Below are 14,860 nucleotides of genomic sequence, written 5' to 3'. Positions count from 1 at the left end.
CGATATATTCTTCCATGGCTGTTCTCCCTTAGATGCTTGGGCCTGACGTCCAGTCGTGAGCCCGTACTTCCATCTTATCGGGGAACAGCCACCCTCCAAGGTTATGATTGGTTCCAGGGTGCATCGCTCCCGCGATTACCCCATGTGGATGCCCCCTCCTGACGGCATCGCAATGTGCCAGAGTGATGTCCGCGAGAACGTCACTTAGAGGAGAGAGCATCCATGAAGGAAGTTAGCATTGTAGGGCTGGACCTTGCAAAGCGGGTGTTTCAGGTTCACGCGGCTGGAGCCGATGGCGGCGTCGTTTTACGCAGGAAGCTTTCGCGCGGCCAGGTTCTGGCCTTCTTTGCAGAATTGCCGCGGTGCATTGTTGCGATGGAAGCTTGTGCCACCGCGCATTATTGGGCACGCGAGATCGGAAAGCTCGGCCATGAAGTTCGCTTGCTACCACCCGCTTACGTGAAGCCCTTCGTCAAACGGCAGAAGAATGATGCAGCCGACGCCGAGGCGATTGTTGAAGCCGCCACTCGTCCGTCGATGCGGTTCGTGGTTCCGAAGACTGAACCCCCGCAGGCTTGCTCCATGCTCTTTCGGACGCGGGACCTGTTCGTCCGTCAGCGAACTCAGCTTATCAATGCCCTGCGTGCACACCTTGCTGAACATGGGATCATTGCGCCGCAGGGGATCGCGAACCTGGCCTCGCTGGCGGAAATAATTGAAGATCACGACTCCGGCCTGGAGCTTATCGTCGTGGAGACTGCTCGGCTGTATCTGGACCAGATAGACGCGCTTTCTTCTCGGATTGCGTCGCTGGAAAAGGCACTCAGATCGGAAGCGAAGCGTTCGCAAAGCACCGCCCGCCTCATGTCTATGCCCGGCATGGGGCCGATTACCGCAATGGCAGTCGAGGCCTTCGCGCCAACCATGGTGACATTCCGAAGAGGGCGAGATTTTGCGGCCTGGCTTGGCTTGGTGCCAAAACAGCATTCGAGCGGTGGGAAGCAGGTGCTCGGCCGAACGTCAAAGATGGGACAACGGGACATCCGGCGGCTTCTGATTATCGGTGCGATGACGGTGATCCGGTGGGCATGCCGGAAAGCCCCACCCGAGAACTCGTGGTTGGCACGGATGCTGGCTCGCAAACCTCGCATGCTCGTTGCAATCGCCCTCGCCAATAAAATGGCTCGGTCGATCTGGGCGATGATAACTAAGAATGAAGACTACAAAGATACCGGTCTGGCAGTGGCGCAATAAAGCATCGAGCTACTGCGAGAACGGATCGTCGGCGTGTGAGGAGGTCAGCGAAACGGTAAGGACAAAGATCGGTTAGAGTGGGTCTGGGAAGGCATCCGGGTCAGTGAGCCACGAGCTCGTAGAGCTGATTTTGCACCAGGTCCGCGTAGCTCCATACCGGCCAGCGGTCGTACTCGAGCCGCACAACAGGCCTAATACATGACCGCACCCGATCACACGTTCAAAATCGTTCGAAGAACTGCTTGCATGAACGGGGGCATCCATACATGACCCGGCGCAGATCGTCAGCAGGGAAGGAGGAGCCGATGAACCAGTTCAAGATCGCACCATTCGACGGATCGGTGACCGTGTTCTTTTCGGATTCGGTGATCGCATCCACGACAAGCGCTAAGGTGCTATGCGTCGATGACGGGCCAGACGTGTTTTATACTCCATTCAAAGACGTCTACTTCGAGTTCTGACAGCGACGGACACGACAGCTATTCGGCCCGGTTGGGGCGTTGCACAATTCTGTGGGGTATCAGCAGCTGGGAACGCCGCCCAAGACTATGTGGTCCTTACCTGGATCCTGAAGTTACGACACTTGCGGAACACGGCGCATTCAATCCCGAGGTCGCTCGTATTGAAGCCGCTGCCGCCGAGCGGGGCTACAACGAAACGTTTTGAACTTTTCGCGCCTCGACGCGTTCCACGCTTGCTACGGGTCGTGTCAACCGGGCCTGACGGTACGATGAACAGGAAGTCTTTTTCCCGGTTTCTCTTCCTGGCCAACGAAATGGCAGACGAGCATCTATCCCGTCCGATCCGTAGCGCCCACCTCCCAGTCGGAAGATTACAATCAAGGGGATGTTCCCATGTTGCGCCTCGTTGCCTTGCTGTTTTTCGGATACTGCACCTATCGCATCGGCCGTGAGTTCGTTGAAAGTGGCCCGGACGATATCGAGTTCGTCGGGGAACGGCGTGTCTTGTTGCCATCGCCGGAGCGACAAAGGCACGATGCGCATCTAGCGCGGAAAGACCGAATTGCCCTGAGGAAGCGGCGCGGCTGAAATGGGTAACATTTTGTCGCCTATCGGCGACCATAGAAACTGTTAGGCCGTTCCTCGCACAGCACGCTGAAATCGAGATATCGCCCGTTCGGAAAGCTCCGAAGGGGCGATCCAACAGTATCGATGGGAGTTATCGTGACCGTTCTTTGGGTCTACGGACTTCTGCACGACGCCAGATCACTCGCCGACCCGACCAAGGATCAAGTTGGCATCGCGTTGGACTCGTCAGTATCAAGGCAACGTGCCAAGGACGGGCATCGGAGGTATGGACGATGACTTCTAGAGTTGATGCTTCAGCCAACAAAATCTTCGTCTACATCACGTTGCCAGGCACCACCGGATGGGCATTGCTGGCCGGCTTGAGATCGAGGTTCCGGCTTCAGCTATCGCCGACTAACGCGCGGGCTCAAGGGAAACATCCGAGCATCATCGTTCCATGGATCGAACACCATCGCTCCCGACGGCTTGGTGTCTTTCACGTTGCGCGTAACCAGATAGAGATCGTGCTCGATCGCCGTTGCTGCGAGCATTGTGTCGATCACCGGCGGCGGATGGCCGCTCGCGCGCTTCCTCTCACCTGAAGTCCGGCCCCAAAGGCGAACGATATCGTCATCGAGAGACAAGACACGCGCGCCGAAGCGCTCTGCAAGCGCATCGCGCGACGCGACGTAGCGCGGCCGATCGGCATGGTCGTCGGGAAGGTTGTGAATTCCCTTGTCGTATTCGGCGAGCGTCAGAACGCTGATGTGGAACGACTCTTCCTCTTGTGCGGCGGCCCAGGCTTTTACGGATGGGGCACCCTGCGGATTGATCAGGGCAGCTACGACATTGGTGTCGAGTAGCCAGCCCCTCAAAGCTCGACATCCCGACCGTGATCGGCCTCTCGCGTCAGATCAAGCCCGCCGAGATGCAGACCCTCCATGAATTCGACGAACGGTACCCGAGGCTTTTCCGGAGCGAGCCGCTCGAACTCTTCGACGCTCATGACGACGACTGCGTCGTGACCGCGCACAGTTACGAGCTGCGGGCCGCCTTCGCGCGCGCGCCGCACCACCTCGCTGAACCGCGCCTTCGCGTCTTCAAGCTTCCACCGTCCGGTCGCCGTCCGGCTGCCAGACCTCTTTGTTTTCGTTAGCTCCGCGTGCTTGCCCATCAATCTTTACCTAGTCAGATAGTCAGCTAGATAGCACATCCATCGTCGGACTTCTACATGCGGTGGGCAAAAGAGCGGGAAAGTGAACGACCAGTCCGATACACCCGGTCCTGTTTCCGAACGAACGATTCCACAACTCGCCGCTTCGCGGCAGTCTGAATCGCCGCGACTGTCTGGGCCCTAGGGGGCGGGGATTTCCGCTTCGGGCAAATTATTGTTCTAGTCATGAAAAAAGGGCGCCTCCCCTCGCCTGAGCTGCAAACAGCTCTTCGCTTAGTGTGGGGCTTGCGGCAGCAGGCTGGAAGACACGAGCTGAAAAACCGCGCAGAATCTCCAGCTTGAGCATTACTACCGTGCGCCAGCAGCTTCGACGAATGCGCCAAATATCAAGGTACCGGGGTGTTCATTCCCATCGAACTTTTCGGGATGCCATTGCAGCCCCATGGCAAAGGAACGCGACGGCACCTCAATGGCTTCGACCACGCCATCCGGTCCATGGGCTGCTACGACGACGTTGCTGGATATCTCAACGAGCGCCTCTCGATGAAAGCTATTGACGCTGAACGCCTGGGCACCAAAGATGTTGGCCATTCGGGTGCCTCCCTTGATGCTCACATCGTGGATTACGTTGGCTTGGTCATGGTTCAGCGCGCCCGGCCACGACGAATGCACATCCGAGACCATCCTGCAGCCGTTGAGGCATCCGAGCATCTGCATGCCATTGCAGATACCGAGCACGGGTTTGTCGCGAGCAAGAAACCCTTCCATCAGCGCAATCTCTATGGCTACGCGGTCTGACGTCGGATACTTGGATTGGTCACCTTCGACGTACCACTTCTCAGGGAAGTTTATCCGTCCACCGATACTCAAGAACCCGTCGAATTCGTCAGCCACCTGGTCGACCGTGTCAGCCACGTATGGAATGCCAATCGGAAGGGCTCCCGCCGAGGCGATGGCTGAAAAGTAGTTCTTCGAGGTCTCGTATAGGCCTCCGCCAGAACTGGTGTTTTCATCCATGATCACAGCGATAATAGGCTTGCGTGCCATTGTGTTCCTGCCGGGGCTCTAGAAGTTTCACGAACAAGTACGTGCATGTGCCAAAACAAATGTCACGAGACTTCGCTCGCGCAAGCGAATGTTCACCAACTAAGTTGCTTCGGCATATCGCACCCGATGGCCTTTGCCTATCTGGAGGCGCTCAAGATTTTTCGGCATGGGCAGGCTCGTTCGCAGGAGGATTCGCTGACTGGTCAACGGCGACGGACGGTGCGCCGACACGGTGGAACCCTCTTACCTCTCCCAGAATGCCGCGCGGACGCAGAAGCAGGATTGCGCAGAGTGCCGTCCCGATCATGACGATCTGCAGCGATGCGGCGCGCGCTTGCTGTTCCGGCGGAAAAAGCGCTGATACCGTACTGGCCGAAACCGCCCAGATGCCCCATACGACGACCGCGCCGAGGATGGCGCCACGGTTGTTGCCAGAGCCGCCAACGATCAGCATTGCCCAGACCTGGAAGGTGAGTGTCGGCATGTAATTGTCGGGGGCGATGAAGCCGATGAAATGCGCTTGCGTGGCGCCGGCAAGCCCCATAATCGCGCCGCCGATGGCAAATGCCTGGAGCCGGAACCGCACGGCGTTCTTGCCCAGTGCAAGGGCCGCCGTCTCATCCTCGCGGATGGCGCGAAGTACCCTGCCCCACGGGCTGCGCGCCAGCCGCTCCAGCGCGAGATAAAGCAGGATGACGATTGCCGCGAGCACCGCCAGATTTAGCGCGCTGAACAAGGAGGGATTTCCGGCAAGGCTGGCGAAGGGCCGTGGAATGAAGCTGATGCCGAAGGGGCCGCCGGTCACCGGTTCCAGGTTGAGCACGCACAGTTGCACCGCGACCGCGACGCCGAAGGTGGCAATGGCCAGATAGTCGGCGCGCAGTCTGATCGTCAGCGCTCCGACCAAGAGTGTCGCCAAGCCGGTGGCGAGTGCGCCGCCGAGCCAGCCGATGACGATTGGCATGTCGAAGCCGCCAAGGCGGCCGGGCGCATCAGGTGTGGTCAGCAGCGCCGAGACATAAGCGCCGATCGCAACGAAACCCGCGATGCCAACATTGAATAGGCCGGTCTGTCCCCACTGCACGTTGAGGCCAAGACAAATGATGGCGTAGGTCAGCGCCATCGTCAGAAAAAATGCGCCATAGGCCATCAGGTCGAAAATCATTCCGGCCTCCCAAATAGGCCTTGAGGCCGCAAGAGCAGGATCACCACGAGGATGACGAAAGCGATCGCCGAGCGCCATTCGGCGCCGATTAGTTGCACGGCCAGCGCCTCGGCAAGGCCGACGATCAGTCCGGCAATCATGGCGCCCGGCACGCTGCCAATGCCACCCAGGATCGCGGCGGCAAACAATGGCAGCAGCAGGTCAAGCCCCATTTGCGGGCGGATCTGAACCAGTAGTCCGGCCATCACGCCAGCGATGCAGGCGAGCCCCGCACCGAGCACCCAGACCGTACGGATCACCTTGCGCACGTCGATGCCGACAACGCCGGAAAGCTGCTGGTTTTCGCTGACCGCGCGCATCGAGCGTCCGATCGCCGTGCGCGTCAACAGAAGATGGACCGACGCGACCAGCACCGCCGCGACGCCGAGGGTCAGCAACTGGTCCGGCGTGGCGCGCAGCCCGCCGCCCAGCGGAAACGCGATCTGCAGCGCTTTGGTGTAATAGAACGGCTGCGAGGTGAAGATGAATTCGAGAAGGTTGCGCAGGGTGAGTGCTGCGCCAAAACTCGCCATCACCAGGATAATCACCGCGCTGCGGCGCTCGCGAAGCCGGCCGAAAAGCACGGCATCCACAAGCAGCGCCAGACCCGCGGTAAGGCCTACTGCGATCACCGCCGCGATCGGCAGCGACCAGCCGAATGAAAACGGCCCGATCGGCGTCAGCAGCGAACCGGAGAGATAGCCGAGCGCACCGCTCACCGCGAGGGCGAAATAGGCGCCCCAGGCGACGAACTCGCCATGCGCGAAATTGGCGAAGCGCAGGATCGAATAAGTCAGCGTGACGCCGATCGCGCCAAGCCCGATCATCGAGCCGGTGATGAGGCCGTCCATCAGTGCTTGCGGGTTCATGAGGCCACCGGATTTTTGGCGTGGCGTGCGCCGAGATAGAGTTCGGCGACGATCGGATCGTCGGCAAGTCGCGACGCGGCCCCCTCATGCGCGATCAGGCCCTCGACGAGAATGACTGCCCTGTCGGCGACAGCGAGCGCGGCCTTGACGTTCTGCTCGACCAGAACGGTCGTCACGCCAGTTTTGTTGATGGCGGCAAGGCGGTCGAAAACCTCGGACACGATTTTCGGCGACAGGCCGGCAGACGGTTCGTCGAGGATCAGCACGGAGGGCTCGACCACCAGCGCGCGGGCCACCGCCAGCATCTGGCGCTGGCCGCCTGAGAGCTGGCCAGCTCGGTGCGAGGGCCGCGAGCCTAGATCGGGGAACATCGCGTAAAGTGCGGCGATCCTGTCGTTTCGCCGTTCCTTCGGCAGGATGTTGGCGGCGATCTGAAGATTTTCATGGATGGTGAGCGTGGCGAAGATGTTCTCCGTCTGCGGCACGAAGGCCAGACCGTGGCGGATCTTTTCGTGGCTCGGCATCGCGGTGATATCGACGCCGCCTAGCAAAACCGCTCCCGAGTGCACGGGAACCAGCCCGGCAATTGTCTTGACCAGAGTCGACTTGCCGGCGCCATTGGGGCCAAGCAGCACGACGAACTCGCCTTCACGCACCGAGAAATCGACGCCGCGCACGATCGGCAGGTCGCGTTCGTAGCCGGCAACAAGCGCCCGGGTCGAAAGCACGGGGTGGATGGCTGCGGTCATGCGACGCCTCCGAGATAGGCGCTGACGACAGCGGGGTGGCGGGAAACCTCCGCCGGCGTGCCTTCCGCCAGCAGCTTGCCGGCGGCCATCACGATGACCCGGTCGCAGAGCCGCGCCACCATTTCCATGTTATGCTCGATCAGCAGGATGGTCTTGCCCTGCCCATTGAGCGCGCGAACGCGGTCGATGATGAGTTCGAGCAGCGTCGGGTTTACGCCCGCCGCCGGCTCGTCGAGCAGGATCACGTCAGGGTCGGCCATCAGGATGCGCGCCAGTTCGAGCAGCTTGCGCTGGCCGCCAGACAAGACGCGCGCCGGCTCATTCTGCAATTTCGACAGAAGCACGAAATCGAGCAGCCCGCGCGCCTTCTCTACTGCCGCCCGCTGTTCGGCGGCGACCTTGCCTGCGCCGATAAAATTCATCCAAAAACGCTCGCCTGACTGGTTCTGGGCGCCTGCCAACACGTTTTCAAGCACAGTCATTTCAGCGAAGGGACGCGGTATCTGAAAGGTGCGGCCGACACCGCGCCCGATGCGTTTTTCGGCGCCTTCGCCCGATACTTCGGCATCGGCGATCCTGATAGTACCAGACGTCGGCTTCATTGCCCCGGCGATCAGGTTGAACATCGTGGTCTTGCCCGCGCCGTTCGGGCCGATCAGCCCGACCATATCGCCCCGTCGAAGGGTCATCGACATGCCGTCGACCGCGCGCAGGCCGCCAAACTGCTTCACCAACCCGCTGACCTCGATCAGGGGCGCATCGCCGTGAGCTAAATCGTTGGTCGAAAAGCTAGCCTGCATTCGAACTGCCACGCCCAATCGTGATCATTGATGTTTGATCAAACTACATTGACACTTTCGCGTATGGCAAGTAGAAAAACGTGGTCGGCCATGATCGAAGGACTGCACGTTGAACGCCAACAATCTCCATGCCGTCGACCAGCGCGGCTCCAGCGCTTCGAAGGAAGGCAATGCCAGTCAGCGCAGCGCCCTTGCGCCCGTCGGCCGCGAAACGCTGCATGAACGCGTCTATGCCGAATTGCGGCGCTCGCTGATCCATGGCGTTTTCGAAGCCGGCCAAGTGTTGCGGATCGTCGAACTGGCGGAAACCCTGCAGACCAGCACGATGCCTGTGCGCGAGGCGCTGGCGCGGCTCATTTCAGAGCAGGCACTCGAAGCACTTCCCAGCCGTTCAGTGCGGGTGCCGCTGGTCACCCGCGAACGGTTAGACGACCTTGCACAGGCGCGCCAACTGATCGAGGAGCAACTTGTGGCGCTGGCTCTGCCCAACCTCGACAAGGACGATTTCAACGAGTTGCGTCGGCTGACGCTCGCCTGCGAGGCGGCTTTCAAAAGCCGCGATACAGACAAGGCACGCACGACCTCCGAGCTCAACCACGCTTTCCATTTCTATATCTATCAAGCAGCGCGGTCGGCTGTGCTCATCCCGATCGTCGAGAGCCTCTGGCTGCAATCCGGCCCGTATGTGCGGGCTGCGGCCCACATCCACGACGAAAACCGCGGCATACCCGCCGTGCATCACCACTGGGCGCTGATCGAGGCCCTGGAACGCGGCGACAAGGACGGCGCCAAGCGTGCGCTCACCGACGACATCACCCGCTCCTTCGATCTCGTCCGCAATCACCTCATCGCCATCGGCAATGGCGACGGGCAGGAATAGATAATGACCGAGGGCAAGGACGAAGCATTCGAACTTTTTGACCTGCGGGTCGAGGTCACTGCACCCGAGAACGGCCCCATCTATTGCGGCGCCAAACCCGGCGACCATTTCGAGTTGCGCGGCGAAATGCTCTTCCTGCCCCAGGGCCAGGGTTTCTCCATCTATTCGCTGGCTTCGGTGCTGCCGCTGTTGGCGGCAAAGCAGCGCCCAACGCACCAGAACGACTGGATGACGACCGACGCGGAGGTGGCCTGTCCCGACCCCAATTGTTCGACGCGGCTGCGTATCACACGCACCGGGCTGCGCCGTTTCAACCATTCCGACACCACAGCCGTCCCCCTCCCCGGCGCTTGAGGACAGACATGCAGAAATTTCGACTGACGCCAGACTATGAAATATCGCGTGTCATTCGCGGCGGCTGGCAGATGGCCGGCGGCCATGGCGAAATCCGCGCCGACGAAGCCATGGCCGACATGACGGCATTTGCCGATTCTGGCATAACCACATTCGACTGTGCAGACATCTACACCGGGGTCGAGCAGCTGATCGGCGAGTTTCGCGCGCACTATCGCAACCTGCGCGGCCAGGAAGCGCTCGATAAAGTCCATGTGCACACCAAATTTGTTCCCGATCTCGACATCCTTGCGCACATCAGGAAGCAGAACGTCGAAAGCGTCATCGACCAGTCGCTGCGCCGGCTGAAGACGGAGCGGATCGATCTCGTTCAGTTCCACTGGTGGGATTATGACCAGCCACTGTGGCTGGATACCGCGCATTGGCTCGAAGAACTTCGCCGGGCCGGCAAGATCCGCAACATTGGCGGCACCAATTTCGACACTGAGCACATGACCGCCATCATCGACAGCGGCGTGCCGCTTGTCTCGATGCAAGTGCAATATTCCCTGCTCGACACCCGGCCACAGGGGACGATGGTCCCGGCGATTTCCGAACGCGGCGTGTCGCTGCTCTGTTACGGAAGTGTCGCCGGCGGCTTCCTCAGCGACCGCTGGCTGGGCGTTGCCGAGCCAGGCGAGCCGTTGGAAAACCGCTCGCTCACCAAATACAAGCTCATCATCGACGATTTAGGCGGCTGGGACCTGTTCCAGGCGCTGCTTCAGGCCTTGCGGGAGATCGCTGACCGCAATCAGACCGATGTGGCGACGGTGGCGAGTGCGGCCGTGCTTTTGCGCCCGGGCGTAGCTGGCGTCATCGTGGGCGCGCGCAACCGCGCCCACCTCGCCTCGAACCTTGCGATATCCGATATCTCGCTGACGCCCGCCGACATGGGACGCATCGATGCGGTGCTGGCTTCCGCGACCCCGTTGGCCGGCGACGTCTACGCGCTGGAGCGCGATCGCACCGGCCGCCATGGCTCGATCATGAAATACAACCTCAACAAGGGAGCCGCCTGATAGCAGCTCCACAAAATCCGCCTGAACCACCGGCCGACAGGGAACCGGCCAAACAACAAAAAAGGGGAATGGAAATGAAAAAGACACTGCTTCTGACCACCGCGCTTGCGGCCCTGGCGCTCGGTGCCGCCGCGCCCGCCAAAGCCGCTGATTGCGACATCACCATCGGCATGGTCATGGAACTGACCGGCCCGGCCGGCGCCTATGGACAGGCCGGCGCCAAAGCCGTCGACATGGCATTCCGCGACTTCAACGAAGCGGGCGGCGTCGGCGGCTGCAAGCTGGTCACCGATACGCGCGACAGCCAGAGCCAGGGCACCGTCGCAGTCGACCAGGCCACCCAGCTCGTCAACATCAAGAAGGTGCCGGTGATTATCGGCGGCATCATTTCCTCGGTGTCGATCCCGATCCTCACCTCGGTTACGGCTCCCGCGAGCGTCGTTCAGGTCTCGCCAGCCTCGTCCTCGCCGACGCTGACTGAGCTTGCCAGGGATGGCAAGACCAACGGGGTTTTCTTCCGCACCATCACCTCCGACGCGCTGCAGGGAACCGCTGCCGCCAGGTTTGCGCTCGACCAGGGCCTGAAGAAGATCGCCATCGTCCATGTCAACAACGACTTCGGCGTCAACATGGTGCGCGAGTTCAAGGCCGCCTACGAAAAGCTCGGCGGCGTCATCACCTCGGTCACGCCCTACAACGAAAAGCAGGCCAGCTATTCGGCGGAAGCAACTTCGGCAATGGCAGGCGAACCCGAGGCGCTCTACCTAGTCAGCTATCCCGTCGATGGTGCAACGATCGCGCGCGCCTGGATTTCCAACGGCGGGCCGCAGAAATTCCTGCTCAACGACGGCATGAATTCGTCAGACTTCGTGGCCGCCGTCGGCGCGCAATATCTGGAAAATGCCTTCGGCACCTCGTCGGGCACCAGCAAGACGGCGTCGACCGAGTATTTCAATGCCAATTTCGAGAGCTTCTCCAACGGCATCAAGCCGGATGCTCCGGCTGCCGACCGTTCCTATGACGCCGGCGCTATCGTTGCGCTTGCCGTCGCCAAGGCAGGCAAGGGCGACGCAGCCGCAATCAAGGCCGCCATACCCCAGGTCGTTGCCGCCGACGGCGAACCTATCCATGCCGGCAAGGAAGAGTTCACTAAGGCCTTGGCGCTGATCAAGGAAGGCAAACCGGTCAAGTATGAAGGCGTCATCGGCCCGGTCAGCTTCGACGAGCATGGCGACATCACTGGCCCGTTCCGGCTGTGGCGTATTCAGTCCGGCGAAGTGACGACAATCGGCGAGATGAGCGCCGCCGACGTGACCAAGCTCAAGGCCGAGCTTGAAAAATAGCTACGGCCACTGTCACCAGCGAATCATGTAGCGATCCCCGAAGCGCCTGACTGCGCTTTGGGGATTGTTATTGACGAACGTGGTGCGGATCTTCGATCCGGAAGATGTATGGGTTCTCCTCTGGATTACGCCGCTGGAATTGCGCCTATCGCCGAATGTCGCGCTGCCCCATCTTCGAAGTGCGCCCAAGCTTGCACTCGCCGCTGCTGAGTGTTGGCGGGGGACAAGCCCGAGCCAGGCTGCGACGTCGCGCCCGCGCTGGAAGGATGCCTACGAACGTTTCGATCGCCATGGCAGCGACTGGACGTCTAGCGCTTCGATCCGCTTCGTAAGCTGCGCAATCTGGTCGAGGTAGAGGTGACCGAGATCGCGGACCAGGTCGGGCAGGTCATTGCCTGCTTGAGCAAGGCTGGCTGAGCGACGGATAACGCTCCCAAGTCCAATGGGTGCAAGAATGTTCGGCCAGATGGCCGAGCAGCGGATTGGCGTGCTGTGTACGCTGCCCACGCGCCGTATTGCAATTTGCACTACCATCGGATATCTACTCAACAAGGAGATTGACATGGCCGCTAGCGCCGAACGCAAGGAACATCCGATCTCGATGCGCCTCCCCGAGGCCGACATCGCCATGATCGATCGCGCTGCTGGTCTGCGCGGCCGTTCGCGCACGGATTTCGTGCGCGATGCAGCCGTGCGTGCCGCCGAATACGTGCTTATGGAGAACCGGCTTATCCGCATGAGCCCGGAAGGCTTTGCCGAGTTCATGGCCGCTTTGTCCGCGCCCGCGACCCCGGTGCCGGAGATGGTCGAACTGGCGAAGCGTTCCGCCCCTTGGGAACAAGACTACGTTGCGAAAAGCTGACCCTTGGCTCTCACCGTTCCTGAACCCCTGACCGCTGACCACAACGTTTCCGAATTCACCTGCGGGAAGCCGACGCTCGACCATTGGCTCAAGACACGTGCGCTTGCCAATCAGGAGAAGGGCTTCACCGTCGTTCTGGTAGTCCATGAAGCGGGACGTGTGGTCGGCTATTATGGCCTTGCGCCCACGGCGGTCGTTCCAAATGTGCTGCCTCGATCCATCCGCACTGGCCAGCCGCCTGATCCTGTGCCCTGTTTGCTGCTCGGCCAGCTCGCAACCGACATCGGCTGGACCGGACGCGGGATCGGAACGGGGCTGGTCAAGCACGTGTTGGAGCGCTGTGTGACCGCGGCGGCGCTCGTCGGCGGCCGCGCGCTGATGGTAAATGCCGTTGACGCCGACGACGCGGACTTTTGGCAGCGGCGAGGCTTCATTCCATCAAAGGACGACCCGCTCGTGCTGTTCCGCTCGATCGCTGCAATCGCCGCATCGTTGGGCGAAGCCCAGCGCCAGTAGCCCATCGGCAGCTAGCTGAACCGCGGCTATTTTGATCGGGAAAGAAGGAGCAAGAATCCGGCGACGAAATCGCCCGGGCGGTGGCTGAGCGCTACATCATCGACCCATAGGCCAAACACCGATCGATCAAAATGTCGACCTTTGACCATGCAGCGACCTCCAAAAAACGGAGATGTCCTCCTGCCAGCTCATTATTGCCGAAGAGTTTGCAACGGAACCTCCCGTTGTTGGGGGCGTCCCGATCGTAAGGGCCAGGGACCATTTCGGGAGGGGCGGCAACATTTGGAGCGTAAGGTTGATCGTGATCAAGGCGGCGACTGACTACCTTGGTTCAGATGGCTAGTTCAACCTCACTCTCCTACCCATCGGTGACAAGGTCATGCAACACTTCACCTTCAGTACTGCTGATATCGACGCCGCTATCGCGTTCCCACTGTGGTTCGACGAAATTCTCCCTCCGCTTGAGGTTGAACCGCATAGCGCCGAAGCGATGAATTTCTTCTGCAGCATTGTCGGTCGCCGCACCCGCGGCATTGCCATCGCCCGCGTCGAGATATCGAGTGACTCGGGCGTCTGGTATGAGAAGGCTCAGCCCTTCAGTGCCGACGATAGTTTACGCATTTACCGGGTGGAAAGCGGGATGCTCTCTCTGAAGACGAGAAGCGGCGGTGAACATCACGTTGAACCAGGTGACGCTTTCGTGTCAGGGCCAGAAGCAGTGACACAATATTCGATAGCTCCAGCGCAGCCAGGCGTCACGGCACTGGTTGGCGACATGACCGCTATTCCCTTTCGTCGATTGGAGGAATACGGACGCACTTTTCCGCGCGACCTGGCGCGGCCGCTACCGCAGACCCCGACGGGCAACATTATCAACACCTATGTCGAGGCCCTTAGTTCCGACGACACGCAGGCCTCCGAGTTCCTGGGTCTGATGAACAGCTTCACCGAGCTTGTGGCTGTTACCATGGGCGAATGCGGCAACTGCCCTCATAGCCAAGCGCGCGATGACATGTACGGGCGAGCACTGGCACACATTCGTAGGCATCACACGAACCCAAGCTTGACTGTCGAGGAGATTGCGACGGTCTTGGGCGTGAGTGAACGCGCCCTGTTTGCGGCATTCGACGACAGGGAGTTCACGCCGCACAGATACATCAATCGGATGCGCATAGAGACCGCAAAGTCGCTGTTGAGCGCTAGCGGCGGCAAGCCGAACATCATGGAAATTGCGTTCAACAGCGGTTTTGAAAGCGTTTCGACCTTCAACAGACAATTCCGCTCCCAAACGGGTGTTTCACCATCCAAGTTCAGGGCAAGGTAATTCAGACTTGGCGCCGGTACCACGCACTGCACGTACTCGTTACATTTTGATGTCAAAGCCATTTTGAGACGCGACTATTGCGCAAGTGCCGAAGCCGGCAAGCCGTCTTCGACCACTGTCGTCCGAATGCCATTTCTCCCTGACCGAGCATCAGCGTCTGGCTGAGCGAACGGCCGACTACCTCCAAGGTTCCACCACGCTTTTGACGACATTGGCAATCCAGCGGTTTTCCAGAACTGCAAGTTGCCGGTCGAGATCGTGCGCCTTGTACCTCCGAATAGAGCGTTGGCTCAGCCATCGCGAACTCCCACCCAGAATGCGCCGAAGATCCGCCACAGCCGCAGTTTTTGCGCGCAGATCATGCGGTATTTGCGGCGACAGCCCAGGTGAACCTGCCT

At 60.4% G+C, this 14,860-nt stretch carries 16 protein-coding genes and 1 pseudogene; 9 read left to right on the top strand and 8 right to left on the bottom strand.

Translation table 11 applies throughout. The features are described 5' to 3' along the window. Positions 1 to 222: 222 nt before the first annotated feature. On the top strand, positions 223 to 1,254 hold the full coding sequence (locus tag AC1DLV_RS27595) for an IS110 family RNA-guided transposase (RefSeq protein ID WP_476803232.1): 1,032 nt from the start codon (positions 223 to 225) through the stop codon (positions 1,252 to 1,254). 305 nt (positions 1,255 to 1,559) lie between these two features. Continuing rightward, positions 1,560 to 1,715 carry a DUF427 domain-containing protein gene (locus tag AC1DLV_RS27590; protein WP_476803231.1) on the top strand — a complete coding sequence of 52 codons (156 nt, stop codon included), beginning with the start codon at positions 1,560 to 1,562 and terminating at the stop codon, positions 1,713 to 1,715. 971 nt (positions 1,716 to 2,686) lie between these two features. On the opposite strand, the gene AC1DLV_RS27585 is transcribed toward AC1DLV_RS27590, so the two are convergent. The 7 genes from AC1DLV_RS27585 to AC1DLV_RS27555 form a co-directional block, all read right to left on the bottom strand. After that, on the bottom strand, positions 2,687 to 3,157 hold the full coding sequence (locus AC1DLV_RS27585) for a PIN domain-containing protein (protein WP_476836304.1): 471 nt from the start codon (positions 3,155 to 3,157) through the stop codon (positions 2,687 to 2,689). Next, entirely contained in the window at positions 3,154 to 3,456 is a 303-nt protein-coding gene (locus AC1DLV_RS27580; RefSeq protein ID WP_476803229.1) for a type II toxin-antitoxin system Phd/YefM family antitoxin, read from the bottom strand. The genes AC1DLV_RS27585 and AC1DLV_RS27580 overlap by 4 nt, the downstream gene beginning before the upstream one ends. Positions 3,457 to 3,804: 348 nt before the next feature. After that, positions 3,805 to 4,503 carry a gamma-glutamyl-gamma-aminobutyrate hydrolase family protein gene (locus AC1DLV_RS27575; protein WP_476803228.1) on the bottom strand — a complete coding sequence of 233 codons (699 nt, stop codon included), beginning with the start codon at positions 4,501 to 4,503 and terminating at the stop codon, positions 3,805 to 3,807. Positions 4,504 to 4,654: 151 nt separating this feature from the next. Next, on the bottom strand, positions 4,655 to 5,668 hold the full coding sequence (locus tag AC1DLV_RS27570) for a branched-chain amino acid ABC transporter permease (protein ID WP_476803227.1): 1,014 nt from the start codon (positions 5,666 to 5,668) through the stop codon (positions 4,655 to 4,657). Beyond that, on the bottom strand, positions 5,665 to 6,576 hold the full coding sequence (locus tag AC1DLV_RS27565; RefSeq protein WP_476803226.1) for a branched-chain amino acid ABC transporter permease: 912 nt from the start codon (positions 6,574 to 6,576) through the stop codon (positions 5,665 to 5,667). Before AC1DLV_RS27565 ends, AC1DLV_RS27570 begins: the two co-directional genes overlap by 4 nt. After that, complete coding sequence (locus AC1DLV_RS27560; RefSeq protein WP_476803225.1) at positions 6,573 to 7,325, bottom strand: ABC transporter ATP-binding protein; 753 nt, start codon at positions 7,323 to 7,325, stop codon at positions 6,573 to 6,575. Before AC1DLV_RS27560 ends, AC1DLV_RS27565 begins: the two co-directional genes overlap by 4 nt. Then, positions 7,322 to 8,125, bottom strand: a complete 804-nt coding sequence (locus AC1DLV_RS27555) for an ABC transporter ATP-binding protein (protein ID WP_476803224.1) — start codon at positions 8,123 to 8,125, stop codon at positions 7,322 to 7,324. The genes AC1DLV_RS27560 and AC1DLV_RS27555 overlap by 4 nt, the downstream gene beginning before the upstream one ends. 109 nt (positions 8,126 to 8,234) lie before the next feature. On the opposite strand from AC1DLV_RS27555, the gene AC1DLV_RS27550 reads away from it, so the two are divergent. The 4 genes from AC1DLV_RS27550 (at position 8,235) to AC1DLV_RS27535 (ending at position 11,760) form a co-directional block, all read left to right on the top strand. Continuing rightward, positions 8,235 to 9,005, top strand: a complete 771-nt coding sequence (locus AC1DLV_RS27550; protein WP_476803223.1) for a GntR family transcriptional regulator — start codon at positions 8,235 to 8,237, stop codon at positions 9,003 to 9,005. Positions 9,006 to 9,008: 3 nt separating this feature from the next. Then, positions 9,009 to 9,359 carry a TIGR04076 family protein gene (locus AC1DLV_RS27545; protein ID WP_476803222.1) on the top strand — a complete coding sequence of 117 codons (351 nt, stop codon included), beginning with the start codon at positions 9,009 to 9,011 and terminating at the stop codon, positions 9,357 to 9,359. Positions 9,360 to 9,367: 8 nt separating this feature from the next. Then, positions 9,368 to 10,417 carry an aldo/keto reductase gene (locus AC1DLV_RS27540; protein WP_476803221.1) on the top strand — a complete coding sequence of 350 codons (1,050 nt, stop codon included), beginning with the start codon at positions 9,368 to 9,370 and terminating at the stop codon, positions 10,415 to 10,417. A 74-nt stretch (positions 10,418 to 10,491) separates the two neighbouring features. Then, complete coding sequence (locus AC1DLV_RS27535) at positions 10,492 to 11,760, top strand: ABC transporter substrate-binding protein (protein WP_476803220.1); 1,269 nt, start codon at positions 10,492 to 10,494, stop codon at positions 11,758 to 11,760. A 148-nt stretch (positions 11,761 to 11,908) separates the two neighbouring features. Here the strand turns inward: AC1DLV_RS27535 and AC1DLV_RS27530 are convergent. Beyond that, positions 11,909 to 12,030 (bottom strand): annotated as a pseudogene (locus tag AC1DLV_RS27530) (transposase); the annotation flags it as partial. 184 nt (positions 12,031 to 12,214) lie between these two features. Here AC1DLV_RS27530 and AC1DLV_RS27525 point away from each other — a divergent pair. From AC1DLV_RS27525 to AC1DLV_RS27515, 3 genes are all read left to right on the top strand, one after another. After that, positions 12,215 to 12,622, top strand: coding sequence for a type II toxin-antitoxin system TacA family antitoxin (locus AC1DLV_RS27525; protein WP_476803219.1), 408 nt, complete (start codon positions 12,215 to 12,217; stop codon positions 12,620 to 12,622). Positions 12,623 to 12,625: 3 nt separating this feature from the next. Further along, positions 12,626 to 13,138: a GNAT family N-acetyltransferase gene (locus AC1DLV_RS27520; RefSeq protein ID WP_476803218.1), complete on the top strand. Its 513-nt coding sequence runs from the start codon at positions 12,626 to 12,628 to the stop codon at positions 13,136 to 13,138. Positions 13,139 to 13,517: 379 nt separating this feature from the next. Further along, positions 13,518 to 14,462, top strand: a complete 945-nt coding sequence (locus tag AC1DLV_RS27515) for a helix-turn-helix domain-containing protein (protein WP_476803217.1) — start codon at positions 13,518 to 13,520, stop codon at positions 14,460 to 14,462. Positions 14,463 to 14,860: the final 398 nt, after the last annotated feature.

This window comes from Aminobacter sp. 01T433 (assembly GCF_056398585.1).
This window is presented reverse-complemented; position numbering and strand designations above follow the sequence as displayed.

Excerpts from the sequence above, each read along its gene's own strand:
- AC1DLV_RS27555 (WP_476803224.1), bottom strand. The coding sequence starts at position 8,125 with ATGCAGGCTAGCTTTTCGACCAACGATTTAGCTCACGGCGATGCGCCC.
- AC1DLV_RS27545 (WP_476803222.1), top strand. The coding sequence starts at position 9,009 with ATGACCGAGGGCAAGGACGAAGCATTCGAACTTTTTGACCTGCGGGTC.
- AC1DLV_RS27590 (WP_476803231.1), top strand. The coding sequence starts at position 1,560 with ATGAACCAGTTCAAGATCGCACCATTCGACGGATCGGTGACCGTGTTC.
- AC1DLV_RS27575 (WP_476803228.1), bottom strand. The coding sequence starts at position 4,503 with ATGGCACGCAAGCCTATTATCGCTGTGATCATGGATGAAAACACCAGT.
- AC1DLV_RS27580 (WP_476803229.1), bottom strand. The coding sequence starts at position 3,456 with ATGGGCAAGCACGCGGAGCTAACGAAAACAAAGAGGTCTGGCAGCCGG.
- AC1DLV_RS27540 (WP_476803221.1), top strand. The coding sequence starts at position 9,368 with ATGCAGAAATTTCGACTGACGCCAGACTATGAAATATCGCGTGTCATT.
- AC1DLV_RS27565 (WP_476803226.1), bottom strand. The coding sequence starts at position 6,576 with ATGAACCCGCAAGCACTGATGGACGGCCTCATCACCGGCTCGATGATC.
- AC1DLV_RS27525 (WP_476803219.1), top strand. The coding sequence starts at position 12,215 with ATGTTCGGCCAGATGGCCGAGCAGCGGATTGGCGTGCTGTGTACGCTG.
- AC1DLV_RS27535 (WP_476803220.1), top strand. The coding sequence starts at position 10,492 with ATGAAAAAGACACTGCTTCTGACCACCGCGCTTGCGGCCCTGGCGCTC.
- AC1DLV_RS27515 (WP_476803217.1), top strand. The coding sequence starts at position 13,518 with ATGCAACACTTCACCTTCAGTACTGCTGATATCGACGCCGCTATCGCG.
- AC1DLV_RS27570 (WP_476803227.1), bottom strand. The coding sequence starts at position 5,668 with ATGATTTTCGACCTGATGGCCTATGGCGCATTTTTTCTGACGATGGCG.
- AC1DLV_RS27595 (WP_476803232.1), top strand. The coding sequence starts at position 223 with ATGAAGGAAGTTAGCATTGTAGGGCTGGACCTTGCAAAGCGGGTGTTT.
- AC1DLV_RS27560 (WP_476803225.1), bottom strand. The coding sequence starts at position 7,325 with ATGACCGCAGCCATCCACCCCGTGCTTTCGACCCGGGCGCTTGTTGCC.